Origin of the sequence: Sphingomonas longa, from assembly GCF_016892685.1 — a bacterium.
Classification (GTDB): domain Bacteria; phylum Pseudomonadota; class Alphaproteobacteria; order Sphingomonadales; family Sphingomonadaceae; genus Sphingomonas; species Sphingomonas longa.
Genome location: NZ_JAFEMC010000003.1, coordinates 608,036 through 622,868, shown reverse-complemented (window position 1 = coordinate 622,868; position 14,833 = coordinate 608,036). Strand labels below are relative to the sequence as shown.

Annotated in this window: 12 protein-coding genes; 6 read left to right on the top strand and 6 right to left on the bottom strand. The window is 69.6% G+C overall.

Annotated features, from left to right (window positions below):
* The first annotated feature begins 22 nt into the window (after positions 1–22).
* The 5 genes from pyk (at position 23) to ILT43_RS12935 (ending at position 5,906) form a co-directional block, all read left to right on the top strand.
* Positions 23–1,492 carry a pyruvate kinase gene (pyk, locus tag ILT43_RS12955; RefSeq protein WP_204199381.1) on the top strand — a complete coding sequence of 490 codons (1,470 nt, stop codon included), beginning with the start codon at positions 23–25 and terminating at the stop codon, positions 1,490–1,492.
* 109 nt (positions 1,493–1,601) lie between these two features.
* On the top strand, positions 1,602–2,786 hold the full coding sequence (locus ILT43_RS12950; RefSeq protein ID WP_204199380.1) for an MFS transporter: 1,185 nt from the start codon (positions 1,602–1,604) through the stop codon (positions 2,784–2,786).
* A gap of 60 nt (positions 2,787–2,846) precedes the next feature.
* Entirely contained in the window at positions 2,847–4,904 is a 2,058-nt protein-coding gene (locus tag ILT43_RS12945; protein ID WP_204199379.1) for a carbon starvation CstA family protein, read from the top strand.
* Positions 4,901–5,083 (top strand): YbdD/YjiX family protein, encoded by a 183-nt coding sequence (locus tag ILT43_RS12940; RefSeq protein ID WP_204199378.1) that lies wholly within the window; start codon positions 4,901–4,903, stop codon positions 5,081–5,083. Before ILT43_RS12945 ends, ILT43_RS12940 begins: the two co-directional genes overlap by 4 nt.
* Before the next feature lie 70 nt (positions 5,084–5,153).
* On the top strand, positions 5,154–5,906 hold the full coding sequence (locus ILT43_RS12935) for a Crp/Fnr family transcriptional regulator (RefSeq protein ID WP_204199377.1): 753 nt from the start codon (positions 5,154–5,156) through the stop codon (positions 5,904–5,906).
* Positions 5,907–5,968: 62 nt separating this feature from the next.
* Here ILT43_RS12935 and ILT43_RS12930 read toward each other — a convergent pair whose 3' ends face one another.
* From ILT43_RS12930 to ILT43_RS12905, 6 genes are all read right to left on the bottom strand, one after another.
* The gene (locus ILT43_RS12930; RefSeq protein ID WP_204199376.1) at positions 5,969–7,459 is read right to left on the bottom strand and encodes a tryptophan halogenase family protein; all 1,491 of its coding nucleotides are present in this window, start codon (positions 7,457–7,459) and stop codon (positions 5,969–5,971) included.
* On the bottom strand, positions 7,456–8,130 hold the full coding sequence (locus ILT43_RS12925) for a DUF6445 family protein (protein ID WP_204199375.1): 675 nt from the start codon (positions 8,128–8,130) through the stop codon (positions 7,456–7,458). Before ILT43_RS12925 ends, ILT43_RS12930 begins: the two co-directional genes overlap by 4 nt.
* Positions 8,131–8,204: 74 nt before the next feature.
* Positions 8,205–9,752 carry a DHA2 family efflux MFS transporter permease subunit gene (locus ILT43_RS12920; protein ID WP_204199374.1) on the bottom strand — a complete coding sequence of 516 codons (1,548 nt, stop codon included), beginning with the start codon at positions 9,750–9,752 and terminating at the stop codon, positions 8,205–8,207.
* The gene (locus tag ILT43_RS12915) at positions 9,752–10,942 is read right to left on the bottom strand and encodes an efflux RND transporter periplasmic adaptor subunit (RefSeq protein WP_204199373.1); all 1,191 of its coding nucleotides are present in this window, start codon (positions 10,940–10,942) and stop codon (positions 9,752–9,754) included. Before ILT43_RS12915 ends, ILT43_RS12920 begins: the two co-directional genes overlap by 1 nt.
* On the bottom strand, positions 10,939–12,342 hold the full coding sequence (locus ILT43_RS12910; RefSeq protein ID WP_204199372.1) for an efflux transporter outer membrane subunit: 1,404 nt from the start codon (positions 12,340–12,342) through the stop codon (positions 10,939–10,941). The genes ILT43_RS12915 and ILT43_RS12910 overlap by 4 nt, the downstream gene beginning before the upstream one ends.
* Positions 12,339–12,794, bottom strand: coding sequence for a MarR family winged helix-turn-helix transcriptional regulator (locus ILT43_RS12905; protein WP_204199371.1), 456 nt, complete (start codon positions 12,792–12,794; stop codon positions 12,339–12,341). Before ILT43_RS12905 ends, ILT43_RS12910 begins: the two co-directional genes overlap by 4 nt.
* 114 nt (positions 12,795–12,908) lie before the next feature.
* On the opposite strand from ILT43_RS12905, the gene ILT43_RS12900 reads away from it, so the two are divergent.
* A complete protein-coding gene (locus ILT43_RS12900; protein WP_204199370.1) occupies positions 12,909–14,810 on the top strand; it encodes a potassium transporter Kup in 1,902 nt (633 codons plus the stop codon).
* The last annotated feature ends 23 nt before the right edge of the window (positions 14,811–14,833 follow it).

Here is a 14,833-nt window from a genome sequence, read left to right as displayed (position 1 = left end):
CGTATCTCATGAAAGCTGATCCATGACCCAGGCCAACGCCCCCACGGAGTTCGCGCCCCGGACGCGCAAGGTCCGCGTGCTCGCGACGCTCGGCCCCGCCAGCAATACGCCGGAAATGATCGCCACCCTGTTCCAGGCGGGCGCCGACGCGTTCCGCGTGAACATGAGCCACGGCGACCAGCAGTCGAAGGTCGCGGTGATCCAGGCGATCCGCGGACTCGAACGGCAGTTCGGCCGCCCGACGACCATCCTCGCCGATCTTCAGGGACCGAAGCTGCGCGTCGGCCGCTTCGCCGAGGGTCGCGTCGAACTGGTGACGGGTAACGTCTTCACGCTCGACCGTTCGCCGGAGCCGGGCGACGCGACCCGCGTCGAGCTGCCGCACCGTGAAATCTTCGCCGCGATCGAACCCGGCGCACGCCTGTTGCTGGACGACGGCAAGCTGGTGCTGCGCGTCACCGATCACGACGAGACCAAGATCGTCACCACGATCGAGGTCGGCGGCATGCTGTCCAACAACAAGGGGCTGAACGTCCCCGACGTGGTCGTGCCGATGGCGGCGCTGACCGAGAAGGACCGCAGCGACCTGGCGTTCGCGGTCGAACAGGGCGTCGACTGGATCGCCCTGTCGTTCGTGCAGCGCCCCGAGGATTTGATGGAGGCCCGCCGCCTGATCGGCGGCAAGGCGGCGTTGCTCGCCAAGATCGAGAAGCCGGCGGCGATCGAGCGGCTGGAGGAGATCGTCGAGCAGTGCGACGGCGTGATGGTCGCGCGCGGTGATCTGGGCGTCGAGCTGCCGCCCGAGCAGGTGCCGCCGCTCCAGAAGCGCATCGTCGAGGTGTCGCGCCGAATGGGCCGGCCGGTCGTCGTCGCGACGCAGATGCTGGAATCGATGATCCAGTCACCCTCGCCGACCCGCGCCGAGGTGTCCGACGTGGCGACCGCGATCTACGACGGTGCGGACGCGATCATGCTGTCCGCCGAGAGCGCGGCAGGTGCGTGGCCGATCGAATCGGTGACGATGATGAACGCGATCGGCAACGCGGTGGAGCGCGATCCGGGCCACGGCGACCGAGTCCACTTCACGGTCATGAAGCCCGATCCGACGACCGCCGACGCGCTGGCGGAGGCGGCGAAGAACATCGCGCGCACCGTATCGGCGGCGGCGATCATCTGCTTCACCTCGTCCGGATCGACCGCGCGCCGCATCGCGCGCGAGCGGCCGGCGGTGCCGATCTTGGTGCTGACGCCGCAGCTGGAAACGGCGCGACGGCTGGGGCTGCTCTGGGGCACCCACGCGGTCCACACCCGCGACGTCGAATCGTTCGAGGAGATGGTCGCCAAGTCGAAGCGCATGGCGCTGCGCCACGGCATCGCCAAGGCGGGCGAGCAGGTGGTGGTGATGGCCGGCGTGCCGTTCCGCACGCCGGGGTCGACCAACGTCATCCACGTGACGCGCATCGTCGGCGACGAACTGAAGAACTACGATTGAGGCTGTGAAGTCCTCCCCGGCACGGGGAGGACTTCAGATGCACGCGGCGCAATCATCGTGCCGTAACAAGCGTTTGCCATCGCCGCCGCATGCCCTCACCTCCGGCAGGATGACCGCTACCGTGCTCTCCGCTCCCGTCCGCCGGACGCCTGCCGTCGGCCTCGTCCACCTCGCGCTCGCGCTGGGCGGGTTCGCGATCGGCACGACCGAATTCGCGACGATGAGCCTGTTGCCGCTGATGGCGCGCGACCTCCACATCGACGAACCGACGGCGGGCCATGTCATCAGCGCCTATGCGCTGGGCGTCGTGGTCGGCGCGCCGACGCTGGCCGTGTTGGGAGCGAAGTGGCCGAAGCGGACGATGCTGATCGCGCTGATGGCGGTGTTCGCGGTCGCCAACGGGCTGTCCGCGCTCGCGCCGAGCTACGGCTCGATGCTGGTGTTCCGCTTCCTCAGCGGCCTGCCGCACGGTGCGTATTTCGGGATCGCCTCGCTGGTCGCCGCATCGCTGGTGCCGGCCGAGCGGCGCACCCGCGCCGTGGGCCGCGTGATGCTGGGGCTGACCGTCGCGACCGTCGCGGGGGTGCCGCTGGCCAATGCGCTGGGCCAGTGGATCGGCTGGCGCTGGGGCTTCGGCGTGGTGGCGGTGCTGGCGGCGGCGACGGCGGTATCGGTGGCGATCATGGCCCCGCGCGACACCGTGCAGCCGGGCGCGAACGCGATGCGCGAACTGGGCGCGCTGAAGAAGCGTCAGGTGTGGCTGACGCTGGCGACCGGCGCGGTCGGGTTCGGCGGCATGTTCGCGGTTTACACCTACCTTGCCTCCACCCTCTCGGCGGTGACCGGCGGAGGACCCGCCGCGCTCGCGCTGGTGCTGGTGGCGTTCGGCAGCGGCATGACCGCAGGAAACCTGTTCATACCGCGCTTCGCCGACCGTGCGCTGATGCCGACGGCGGGCGTGCTGCTGGTGTGGTCGGCGGCGATGCTGGCGCTGTTCCCGCTCGCCGCGCACGACCTGACCTGGCTGACGCTGGACGTGTTCGCGATCGGCGTCGGCGGGGCGCTCGGCACCGTGCTCCAGACCCGGCTGATGGATGTCGCGGGCGACGCGCAGACGCTGGCCGCCGCGCTCAACCATTCGGCGTTCAATACGGCGAACGCGCTGGGGCCGTTCCTCGCGGGGCTGGTGCTGGCGGCGGGCTATGGCTGGACGTCGACCGGGCTGGTCGGTTGCGCGCTGGCGCTGGGCGGACTGGCGATCTGGGCGGTGTCGTGGAAGGTCGGCGACCGGTAAAAGACTGTTGCTCCCGTGGCGACCGCGGCCGATACGTTCGGGTAAAGCGGGAGAGGCGGCGTGACGACCAAGGACAGGATCGGCTGGAGTGCGCTCGCGCTGCTGGGCGCGACCGCGCTGGGCGTCGTCGCCACCGTACGCGGCGAGAGCGTCAACGCGCTGTGGATCGTCACCGCGGCGCTCTGCACCTACCTGATCGCATATCGTTTCTACGCCAAGTTCATCGCCACCCGCGTGCTGGGTATCGATCCCTCGCGCCCAACGCCGGCGGTTCGCCGCGCCGACGGGCTGGATTATGTCGCCACCGACCGGCGCGTGCTCTTCGGCCACCATTTCGCGGCCATCGCCGGCGCGGGGCCGCTGGTCGGGCCGGTGCTGGCGGCGCAGATGGGCTATCTGCCGGGCGTGTTGTGGATCCTCGTCGGCGTCGTGCTGGCGGGGGCGGTGCAGGATTTCTGCATCCTGTTCGTGTCGATGCGCCGCGACGGGCGCTCGCTGGGCGAACTGGTCCGCGCTGAGATGGGGCAGGTCGCGGGGACGGTCGCGCTCGTCGGCGCGTTCGCGATCATGGTCATCATCCTCGCCGTGCTGGCGCTGATCGTGGTGCGCGCGCTGGCGGAAAGCCCGTGGGGGCTGTTCACGGTGGCGGCGACGATCCCGCTCGCGCTGCTGATGGGATGCTACACCCGCTGGCTGCGGCCGGGACGCATCGGCGAGGTGTCGGTGCTGGGCATCGTCGGGCTGCTCGCCGCGATCGTACTGGGCGGGCAGGTCGCGCAATCGTCGCTCGCGCCGTGGTTCACGCTGACGCCAGTGCAGTTGTGCTTCGGCCTGATCGCCTATGGTGCGGTCGCGGCGCTGCTGCCAGTGTGGCTGCTGCTCGCGCCGCGCGATTACCTGTCGACCTTCCTGAAGATCGGCGCGATCGTCGCGCTGGCGCTGGGCATCGCGATCATGGCGCCGCCGCTGCGGATGCCGGCGCTGACGCAATTCACGAACGGCGGCGGGCCGGTCTGGGCGGGCACGCTGTTCCCGTTCCTGTTCATCACGATCGCCTGCGGCGCGGTCAGCGGCTTCCACGCCCTGATCGCGAGCGGCACCACGCCGAAACTGATCGCGAGCGAGGGCGACGCACCGTTCATCGGGTACGGCGCGATGCTGGCGGAGAGCTTCGTCGCGATCATGGCGCTGGTCGGCGCGTCGATCCTCGACCCCGGCCTGTATTTCGCGATGAACAGCCCCGCCGCGGTGGTCGGCACCAGCCCGGAAAGCGCCGCCGCCGCCGTGACAGCGATGGGCTTTCCGATCACGCCCGCCGCGCTGGCGCAGGCGGCCCGCGACGTCGGCGAGGCGACGGTCATCAGCCGCACCGGCGGCGCGCCGACGCTGGCGGTGGCGATGGCGGAGATCTTCAGCCACGTGCTCGGCGGATCGGCGATGAAGGCGTTCTGGTACCATTTCGCGATTTTGTTCGAGGCGCTGTTCATCCTGACCGCGGTCGATGCCGGCACCCGCGCAGGGCGCTTCATGTTGCAGGACCTGCTGGGACTGGCGGTGCCGCGCTTCCGCGAGGGAGTGGGCTGGGCGCCGGGGCTGGTCGCGACCTTCCTGTGCGTCGGCGCCTGGGGGTTCTTCCTCTATCAGGGCGTCACCGATCCGCTGGGCGGCGTGAACACGCTGTGGCCGCTGTTCGGGATCGCCAACCAGATGCTCGCCGCGGTCGCGCTGGTGCTGGCGACGGTGGTGCTGTTCCGGATGAAGCGCGACCGCTACGCCTGGGTCACCGCGGCCCCGGCGGCGTGGCTGGTGCTGTGTACCGGCACGGCCGGGTTGCAGAAGGTCTTCCACGCAGATCCGGCGATCGGGTTCCTGGCGCATGCCGCCAAGTTCTCTGCCGCCGCTGCGAAGGGTCGGGTGCTCGCCCCCGCCAAGTCGCTGGCGGACATGCACCGCGTGGTGCTGAACGACCGCATCGACGCCGGACTGTGCGCGCTGTTCCTGGCGGTGGTGGCGACGATCCTCGTGTTCGGCATCCGCGCCTGTCTCGCCGCGCGCCGTGTGGACCGGCCGACGGTCAGCGAAATACCGGCGCTCGGTGAGAAGACGGTCGCGGCATGACGCTGATCGCGCTGCTCAGGGAAACCGCGCGGGCGATGGTGGGCATGCCGTCCTACGACGCGTATCGCCGGCACATGGCCGAACGGCATCCCGACCACGAGCCGATGGACGAGATCGCGTTCTTTCGCGATCGGCAGCAGGCGCGGTACGGGGGCAAGGGCGGCGGGCGCTGCTGCTGAGGTGCCGCCCCAAGCGCCTGATGCGCAAAGCCGTTGCGGCCCCCCCGCGATAGTGCGATGATTCGACATCATGCTGCTGCATCCGCCAGGAACCCCCCGCAATGCGCTGACGATGCGTCTGGCGCGTTATGTCGACCTCACCGGCCATGAGCGCGACGCGCTGGCGGCGCTGATCGAAAGCGAGCGGCGACTGAGCGCCGGGCAGTTGTTGCAGGAACAGGGCGGCCCCGTCGACGGACTCTTCGTGGTGCAACAGGGCTGGCTCCATTCGTCGAAGCGGCTGACCACCGGCGGGCGGCAGATCCTGCGCTTCCATTATTCGGGCGACCTGATCGGCACGTCCTCGATCGCATGGTCGGTCGCCGCGGCGTCCCTGACCGCGGTCAGCGACTGTATCGTCGCGACGGTGCCCAAGGCGAACCTGGGTCGCTTGTTCGCCGCGCATCCCCGGCTTGGCGCACTGCTCTATGCCGTCGCCTGTGCGGAAAAGGTGGCGATGGCGGACCGGTTGACGACGATCGGGCGGATGAACGCGCTGCAACGGCTGACCATCCTGCTCCTCGACGTGCTCGCGCGGCTGCGGGTGACGGCGGGCGGCGTGGTCGACACGATCGAGCTGCCGCTGACGCAGACCGATCTGGGCGACGCGCTCGGCCTGACCAAGGTCCACGTCAACCGTACCTTCCGCGCGCTGGAGGCGAAGTCGATGATCCGCCGCGACGGCCGGCGCGTGACGATACTGGACGAGGCCGGGATGACCGCCGCGACCGGCTTCGTCGACCGCTACCGCGAAGTCGCGACGGAGTGGCTGCCGAATCCCTAAGGGCTGAAAGATCGGCCCTAGAGTTCCGTCATTGCTTCGCTACGCTCGCAATGACGGCGTTGCTATTGAAGCACCGGCGCCGCGCGCAAAAACGCCGCATGCGGCTTCATCGCAGTCGCTTCCCGGACGTTCTGGTCCGCCAGCATCCGCATGAAGCCCGCAAGGTCGGCGTCCGGCAGCGTGTCCGCCAGCGGATGCCACGCCGCGGGGGCAATCCCCTGCCCGGCCAGCACCTGGAGCCAGCCGGGTTCGGTGAACAGCTCGTCATGCTCGCGGACGATGTGGCCCCGCGCGCGGTAGAGTTCGATCCTCGCTTGCAGAGTATCGGGCAACGTCATGGCCCGACACGCCTGCCAGAACGGCTCCGACCGCTCCGTCGCGTGATAGTGGAGGATGACCATGTCGCGGATCCGCTCGATCTCGAAATCAGTCTGGCGGTTGTATTCGGCGCGCTCCGCATCCGTGACGGTGCGGCCGGGAAACAGCTTCAGCAGGCGCGCGATGGCCGACTGAATCAGATGGATGCTGGTCGATTCGAGGGGTTCGAGGAAACCGCTCGACAGCCCAATCGCGACGACGTTCGCCTCCCGCGCCCGGATGCGGCGGCCGGTCGTGAACGACAGCGGACGCGGATCGCCGAGTGCAGGAGTATCGAGCCCGGCAAGCAAGGTCGCAGCGGCCTCGTCGTCGCTGGTATGCGCGCTGCAATAGACATGGCCGTTGCCGGTGCGGTGACGCAGCGGGATGCGCCATTGCCATCCCGCCTTGTGCGCGGTCGAGCGGGTGTAGGGGGCCGGCTCAGGCGTCGGTTCGCTCGGCACGGCCAGCGCGCGGTCGCAGGGCAACCAGTGGCTCCACGTCTCGTAACCGACGCCCAGCGTCTCGCCGATCAGCAGCGCGCGAAAGCCGGTGCAATCGACGAACAGGTCGCCGTCGATGCGGCGATCCCCCTCCAGCCGGAGCGCGGCGATATCGCCGGTGGGCGCCCGCTCGACGGAGAGGATTCGGCCCTCGATCCGCTCGACTCCGCGCGCCTCCGCATAGTCGCGCAGGAACCGCGCGTAGAGCGTGGCGTCGAAATGGTAGGCGTAGGGAACGGGTGGCAGATTGGGCGCAGTGATCGACGGCCCGCGATGCATGCGGCCGGCGCGCGCCGCGACCTCGTTCAGGGCGTAGTCGCCGAGCGGCCCTGCCACGCCCGCCGCGTTGGCGCGTGTCCAGTAGTGATGGAACGGCACGACGCCGATATCGCGGCCGACGGTGCCGAACGCGTGCATGTAGCGATGGCCGGTCTTCCACCAGTCGACGAACTCGATGCCGAGCTTGAACGTGCCGCCGGTCGCGGCGACGAACGCATCCTCGTCGATGCCGAGACCGTGGTTGAACAGGCGGATCTGCGGGATCGTTGCCTCCCCGACGCCGACCGTGCCGATCGCCTCGGACTCGACCAGCCTGATGCGCGTGGCCGGGCCGGCGAACCGCGCGAGCGCGGCGGCGGTCATCCACCCTGCGGTGCCACCGCCCGCGATCGTGACGGTGAAGGGCGCGCTCATGCGGCGCTCAGGAAGGTGTTGACGGTCAGCCGCCCGACGCGCGGATCGGGCGAGAGCGACAGATCCGCAGGCAGGTCGGCGCAGTGCAGCGTGTTGCTGCGATAGAGAATTGCGCGGTTGAAGCAGCCCTGATGGCGCGCGATGCAGGCGAACAGCGGCGTGTCGCCGTCGATATAGGCCGCGTCGGGCAACCCGTGCTCGCGCACGTCGAGTTGCAGGGCGGACGCATAGGACGGGTAGCGCGACCGGTCGACGCTTTCGTAGCCGGTCGATCGCTGCCGGAAGAAGGCGGTGCCGCCACGCTCGTCGGGCGACAAATAGTGGAGCAGCGCCAGCCGGTCCTCGCCGACGCCGTCGATATGCGGCAGCCGCTGGATCGGCGCGAGCGCGGACGGGGGCGTGGTGACGATAGAATAATACGCCTCCACCACCGACAGCGCGCCCGTGCCGAAGGTCTCGCTCGCGAGCGGCTCCAGCGCGGCGAGCAAATCGGCGATCAACGGGGCCGGGACCGTGGCGCGGATGCCGGGATAATAGGGGCCGATCGGCGCGAACTCGCGCGCGGCGGCGTCGTCGACGAAGATGGCCGGATCGGGCGCGAAACCGTCGAGGATCAGGACGGGCGACCGCTCCTCGCCCTGATGCACGACGGTGGTAGTCCAGTGGTTCACGTCACGAAGGGTAGCGGGTCGTGCGCGCGGCGTCTGCAAAATCCTCCCCTCGTCGAGGGGAGGATTCGGGGCCGTCAATCCGCCGCGATCGGCCCTTGCGGCGGCGACGCGCGGCGGGTGAACCAGACGACGACGACCATCACCACGCAAAGCCACGCCGACAGCCGGAACAGGTCGGTCGACGCGAGCAGATACGCCTGCCCGACCATCTGCCGCGTCACGACCGCGGCGGACTGCACGTCGGTCAGGCCCATCTTCCCCAGCGCGCCGGAGGCCATCTGGTACGGCATGTTGGTGCCGACCGCATCGGAAAGCCGGCTCTGGTGCAGCGCCTCGCGTCGGTCCCACGCCGTCGTGATGAGCGAGGCGGCAAAGCTGCCCGCCGTGATCCGCGCGAAGTTGGAGATGCCGGTCGCGGACGGCAGGCGTTCGGGCGGGATACGATCGAGCGAGATCGTCAGCATCGCGAGGAAGAACGTGCTCATCGCGATTCCCTGCACCAGCAGCGGCAGCATCAGGTCGCGGAAGCTGGCTCCCGTCGTATAGCCGGAGCGCAGATAATAGGAGAGGCCGAACGCCGCGAAGGCGATCGTCGCCATGATCCGAGCATCGACGCGCCCGCTGAACTTTGCCACGAACGGCGTCAGCAGCACCGCGACCGCGCCCGACGGCGCGGCAACGAGGCCCGCCCAGGTCGCGGTGTAGCCAAGCTGCGTCTGCAACCACAACGGCAGCAGCAGCGTGTTGGCGAAGAACACCGCATAGCCCAGACAGAAGGCAACGGTGCCGATCGCGAAGTTGCGGCTCTTGAACAGCGACAGGTTCACCGCCGGGTTGGCGTCGGTCAGTTCCCAGATCAGCCAGAACACGAAGCCGATCGCGGCGACGACGGTGGCAATCACGATCCGTTCGGACGCGAACCAGTCGTCGTTCTTGCCCAGATCGAGCACGATCTGGAGCGCGCCGACCCAGATCACCAGAGCGACCAGCCCGACCTGATCGATTGGCAGCTTGCGCGTCGGCGTCTCCCGCGATTTCAGGCCTTTCCAGCACGTCGCCGCGCAGAACAGGCCGAAGGGCACGTTGATCAGGAAGATCCAGCTCCAGTGGTAATTATCGCTGATATACCCACCCAGGATCGGCCCCATGATCGGCGCGACCAGCGTCGTGATCGACCAGATACCGAGCGCGGTACCGCGCTTGTCGGGCGGGAAGATCGCGATCAGCAGCGCCTGGCTGCCGGGGATCATCGGGCCCGACACCGCGCCCTGAAGGATGCGGAAACCGATCAGCGAGGGCAGGTTCCACGCGATGCCGCACAGGAAAGACGCGATCGTGAACAGGAATACCGACGTGCAGAATGTCCGCACGACGCCGAACCGCCCCATCAGCCAACCCGTCAGCGGCACCGCGACGCCGTTCGCGACCGCGAAGGCCGTGACGATCCACGTCGAATTGTCGCTCGACACGCCGAGGTTGCCCGCAATGGTCGGCAGCGACACGTTGGCGATCGTCCCGTCCAGCACCTGCATGAACGTGCCGAGCGCCAGCGCGAAGGCGACCAGCGCCAGCTTCCCCCCTTGCAGGGGCGGTGCGCCACCAGCGGCGGGAGGGCCGGCCATCAGCGGTTGGCCGCGACGATCTGGCGGATGCGCGCTTCGGTCGCAGGGTCGTTGGCGGCGGTGTCCAGACCCTTGTAGGCAGCACGGCCCGGCTGGCCGATGCGCGTGCCCGAGGTATTCGCCGTATCCACCGTCGCCGCGACCGACAGGCCGACGCGCAACGGGTTCGCCTTCAACTCGCGCTGGTCGAGGGCGATGCGGACGGGCACCCGCTGCGTGATCTTGATCCAGTTGCCGCTGGCGTTCTGCGCCGGGAGCAGCGCGAAGGCGTTGCCGCTGCCCGCGCCCAGGCCGATCACGCGGCCGTGATAGACGACGTCGTCGCCGTACATATCCGAATGGATCGTCGCAGGCTGGCCGATGCGCAGGTCCTTGAGCTGCGTCTCGCGGAAATTGGCGTCGACCCAGACGCGGTCGAGCGGCACGACCGCCATCAGCGGCGTACCCGCCGCGACCTGCTGGCCGATCTGCACCGTACGCTGCGCGACGACGCCGTCGATCGGCGCCGTGACGTGCATGTGCCCGCGCACGATCGCGGCGCGGCGATAGGCGGCGATCGCGGCGAGGACGGCGGGGTTGGTGTCGACCGTCGTCCCCTGCACGCCGGTGCGCGACTGTTGCTGACGCGTGCGGGCGAGCGCGAGGTTCGCGGTCGCGACGCGGACCTCGTCGGCGGCGTGGCTGAGTTCCTCGCCGGACACCGCCCCTTCGGCGGCGGCGCCGCGGCGGCGGGCATAGTCGCTGCGCGCCCGCGCCAGTTGCGCCTGTGCCTGCACGACCTCCGCACCGGCCGAATCGACCTTGGAGAAGTCGGACCGCGTGGCGCGAACGGCGCGCGCGAGATCGGCTTCGGCGGAGGCGAGGCCGACATCGGCGGTCGCCGCATCGAGGTCGATCAGCGGCTGGCCCGCCTTTACCATCTGCGTGTTGTCTGCGTGGATCGACAGCACCGTGCCGGGATCGCGCGCAGTGATAGCGACGATATCGCCGGCGACATAGGCGTCGTCCGTCTCCTGCTCCGGCGCGGCGAGCAGGAAATGGAATACCGCCCAGACGATCGCGCCGGTGACGACGACGAGGCCGAGCAGCATCAGCCCACGACGCCGCGCGCGCGGGTTGCCGCTGGCCGGGGGAGCCGAGGGGGCCGGTGCGGCGGGAGCCTCCGGCGCGGGAGCGGTCGTGTCGGTCATCGGGTCGTGTCCTGTGAGAAGCCGCCGCCGAGCGCGAGGACCAGCGCGACGCGCGCCTGCGCCGCATCCACCGCGAGGTTGGCATCGTCCTGCGCGGCGGCGAGTTCGCGGACGTCGTTGTCGATCAGGCCGAGCCGGCTTTCGAGGCCGCTCGACACGCGTATGGCGTTGAGGCGACCCGTCTCCGCGAAGCCGCGCACGACCTCGCGCTGGCGGGCGCGGTCCTGCTCCAGCGCGCCGATGCGGGCGATGGCATCCGCCGCCTGCCGCACCGATCCGACGACGCGGTCGTTGTAATCGGCGGTGGCGAGGTCGACCGCCGCCGTCGCGCCCGCCAGATCGGCACGCAACCGGCCATTGTCGAAGATCGGCAGGTGGATCGCCGGCCCGACCGCGGCATTGCCCGCATCGGGGGAAAACAAATTGCCGAGGCCGATCGCCTGCAGCCCGGCCGCGGCGGAGATGTTGATGTTCGGGTAAAAAGCGCGGCGCGCGACCTGACGCCCTGCCGCCGCCGCCTCGACCCGCGCCTGCGCCGCGGCGATGTCGGCCCGGCGCGACAGCAGGTCGGCGGGTACCGTCGCGGGCAGCGGCAGCGCGGCATCCAGCGTCAACCGCGTCGGCGCGATCGTCTGCGGGTAATCGACGCCGCGACCGGCCAGCGCGGCGAGCGCGTTCTTCGCCAGCACCTGCGCCGCTTGCGCGCGGACCAAAGCCTGCCGCGCCTGCGCCAGCAGCGTCGCCGCCCCCTGCGCATCAAGGTTGCTCGCCAGCCGGTTGCGGATGCGGACGTCGATCAGCCGGGCCGATCGCGAGCGGGTGGCGATCGTGTCGCTCGCGATCCGCGCCTGCGCCTCCGCGCGGGCGAGATCGAGATACGTCTGGACCACCGACCCGGCGAGCGCGAGCCGCGCCGCCTCCAGATCCAGCGCCGCCGCCCGCCCCGATGCGCGTGCGCCCGCGATCGCCGCCTGCTGCCGCCCGAACAGGTCGAGGTTCCAGTTGAGGTTCGCCAGCGCCGTGCCGACGAAGCGGACCGAACCACCGAAGGGCGGCGGAATGATGTATTTGCCGCTGAGCCGGCTGACCTGCCCCTGCCCGTCGAAGGTCAGGTCCGGGCCGTCCTCTGCCCGGCGTTGCGACAGCACCGCCTGCGCCTGCGCGACGCGAGCGAGCGCGGCGGCGAGCGTCGGGTTGCCGTCGGTGGCGTCGGCCACCACCCGGTCGAGTTGCGGATCGCCGAAGCCATGCCACCAGTCGCCCGCGATCAACGGCGCGGGTGCGCCGGTCAGGCCAAGCGCGGCGGGTGCGACCGGCGTCACCGCCTGCTGCGTGGCGGGCGCGGCGCACCCGGCCAGCAGCGCGGCGGCGAGTGGCACAAGGCGGGACACGCGCATCATGCCGACACCGTCACCAGCGTATCGCGCAGCTTCTGCAACAGGGCGATCATCGTCTCCACCTCCCGCGGCTCCCAGTCCGCCAGCCATTCGTTCCAGCAGGCCAGCACTTGACGCTTGCAGCGCATCGCCACCGCCTCGCCCTCGGTCGTCAGCGCGAGGTTGATGCAGCGGCGATCCTCTGCGGTGCGTTCGCGCGTGATCCAGCCGCTATGCTCCATCGCATCGACCAGCCGGGTCATCGCGCCCTTGTCGTGGCCCAAATCGCGCGCGAGTTCGGCGGCGGTACTGCCGCGCCCGGACCAGATTGCGACCAGCGCCTGCCACTGCATCGCCGTCAGTCCTTCGGCCGCGAAAATCCCCTCGATCCGCACGCCACCGAGCTGGTGAACGCGACGGACGAGATAGCCGATCGAGCAATCGGGCGTGAAATCCGAGTCGGTGTAGAAGCCCATATGGTTGCCTTGGCTACCATTGCCTGGGCAGTCAAATGAACTTTACGACATTTTTACGCGGGTGGCTTGCAATCCGTCTCGCGGCTTTACGGCGACCCGTGCTTCGGGTGCAGGATGGATCAGCATTCCCCTCGCGGCCGCACCGCCGCCCTGACGCTCGGTGCGATCGGCGTCGTGTTCGGCGATATCGGCACCAGCCCGCTCTATGCGTTCCGCGAGGCGTTGGCGCAGTCGGCGGCGGGCGGCATCGACGCGACCGAGATCGTCGGCGTGCTCAGCCTGGCACTGTGGGCGCTGATCCTGATCGTGACCGTCAAATACGTGCTGTTCCTGCTGCGCGCCGACAACAACGGGGAGGGCGGCGTGCTGTCGCTGATGGCGCTGGCCAGCCGATCGGGCACGGCGCAGCGCGGCGGGCTGGTGCTGCTGCTGGGCGCGGCGGGCGCGGCGCTGTTCTACGGCGACGCGATCATCACGCCGGCGCTTTCGGTGCTGTCCGCGGTCGAGGGGCTGAAGACGGTGCCGGGTCTGGGCGGGCTGTCGCTGCCCGCGATCATGGGCATGACCGTCGTGATCCTCATCGCGTTGTTCGCGGTGCAGTCGCGCGGGACCGCCAGCGTCGCGCGCGTGTTCGGGCCGGTCTGCGTCCTGTGGTTCCTCGCGATCGGTGCGCTGGGGGCGTGGCACGTTCTCGACCGACCCGGCATCCTGATGGCGTTCAACCCGTGGCATGCGGCGACTTTCCTCGCGGGGCACGGCACCGCCGGGCTGTTCGTGCTGGGCGCGGTGTTCCTGACCGTGACCGGCGCGGAGGCGTTGACCGCCGACATGGGCCATTTCGGCGCGCAGCCGATCCGCATCGGCTGGTTCGCGCTGGTCTTCCCGGCGCTGGTGCTCAACTATTTGGGACAGGGCGCGTTTGCGCTCGCGACGCTGGAGGGTGCGACCGCGGCGGGCAAGCCGTTCGCCAACGCCGACTGGTTCTTCCTGATGGCCCCCGATCAATTGCGCGCGCCGCTGGTCGTACTCGCCACGCTGGCGACGATCATCGCGTCGCAGGCCGTCATCACCGGCGCGTTCAGCCTGACGCAGCAGGCGATCGCGCTGGGCCTGCTGCCGCGCATGGCGATCCGCCAGACGTCGCAGCATCATGCCGGGCAGATCTATATCCCGCTCATCAACTGGCTGGTGCTGATCGGCGTGCTGTATCTGGTGCATGCCTTCCAGAGCTCGTCGGCGATGGCCGCCGCTTATGGCATCGCCGTGACGGGAACGATGGTCATCACCACCTGTCTGGCATTCATCGTGGTGACGAGGCTGTGGAAGTGGAAGCTGGCGACCGCGCTGGCGCTGATCGTGCCGTTGCTGGCGATCGACCTGATCTTCTTCGGGGCGAACATCCTGCGCGTCAGCGAGGGCGGCTGGGTGCCGTTGCTGGTCGCGGCGCTGGTCGGGCTGGTGATCGCGACATGGCGACGCGGACGCGCGCTGGTGTCGGAGCGGACCTCGGGCGACAGCGTTCCGCTCGCCGCGATCGCCGCCGCGCTGGGGCGCCGGCCACCGGAGCGGGTGGAGGGCACCGCCGTGTTCCTGACGCGCGAGACGCATGAGGCGCCGGCGGCCCTGCTCCACAATCTCAAGCACAACAAGGTGCTGCACGCGCACAACGTCGTGCTGACGGTCCGGACCGCCGACACCCCCTATGTCGCGCCGCCGGAGCGGTTGGAGATGACGCCGCTGGGCGAGCTGTTCGAATGCGCGACGCTGACCTACGGGTATATGGACGTGCCCGACATCCCGGCCGACCTGCTCGGCGATCCGCGCTGGCCCAAGGACAAGGGCGGTACGTCGTTCTTCATCGGCCGCAATTCCGTCGGTGCGGCGAAGGGTCAGGGAATGCCGTTCTGGCAGGACGTGATCTTCCTGTTCCTGCAAAAGAACGCGACCGACCCGACGCAGTTCTTCTGCATCCCGCCCGGCCGCGTCGTCGAACTCGGCAGCCGCATCGAGGTGTAGACGCGCCGACCGCCGGACGGCAG

Coding starts and splice junctions, on each gene's coding strand:
- pyk (WP_204199381.1), top strand. CDS start 23: ATGACCCAGGCCAACGCCCCCACGGAGTTCGCGCCCCGGACGCGCAAG.
- ILT43_RS12950 (WP_204199380.1), top strand. CDS start 1,602: ATGACCGCTACCGTGCTCTCCGCTCCCGTCCGCCGGACGCCTGCCGTC.
- ILT43_RS12940 (WP_204199378.1), top strand. CDS start 4,901: ATGACGCTGATCGCGCTGCTCAGGGAAACCGCGCGGGCGATGGTGGGC.
- ILT43_RS12935 (WP_204199377.1), top strand. CDS start 5,154: ATGCTGCTGCATCCGCCAGGAACCCCCCGCAATGCGCTGACGATGCGT.
- ILT43_RS12930 (WP_204199376.1), bottom strand. CDS start 7,459: ATGAGCGCGCCCTTCACCGTCACGATCGCGGGCGGTGGCACCGCAGGG.
- ILT43_RS12920 (WP_204199374.1), bottom strand. CDS start 9,752: ATGGCCGGCCCTCCCGCCGCTGGTGGCGCACCGCCCCTGCAAGGGGGG.
- ILT43_RS12915 (WP_204199373.1), bottom strand. CDS start 10,942: ATGACCGACACGACCGCTCCCGCGCCGGAGGCTCCCGCCGCACCGGCC.
- ILT43_RS12910 (WP_204199372.1), bottom strand. CDS start 12,342: ATGATGCGCGTGTCCCGCCTTGTGCCACTCGCCGCCGCGCTGCTGGCC.
- ILT43_RS12905 (WP_204199371.1), bottom strand. CDS start 12,794: ATGGGCTTCTACACCGACTCGGATTTCACGCCCGATTGCTCGATCGGC.
- ILT43_RS12900 (WP_204199370.1), top strand. CDS start 12,909: ATGGATCAGCATTCCCCTCGCGGCCGCACCGCCGCCCTGACGCTCGGT.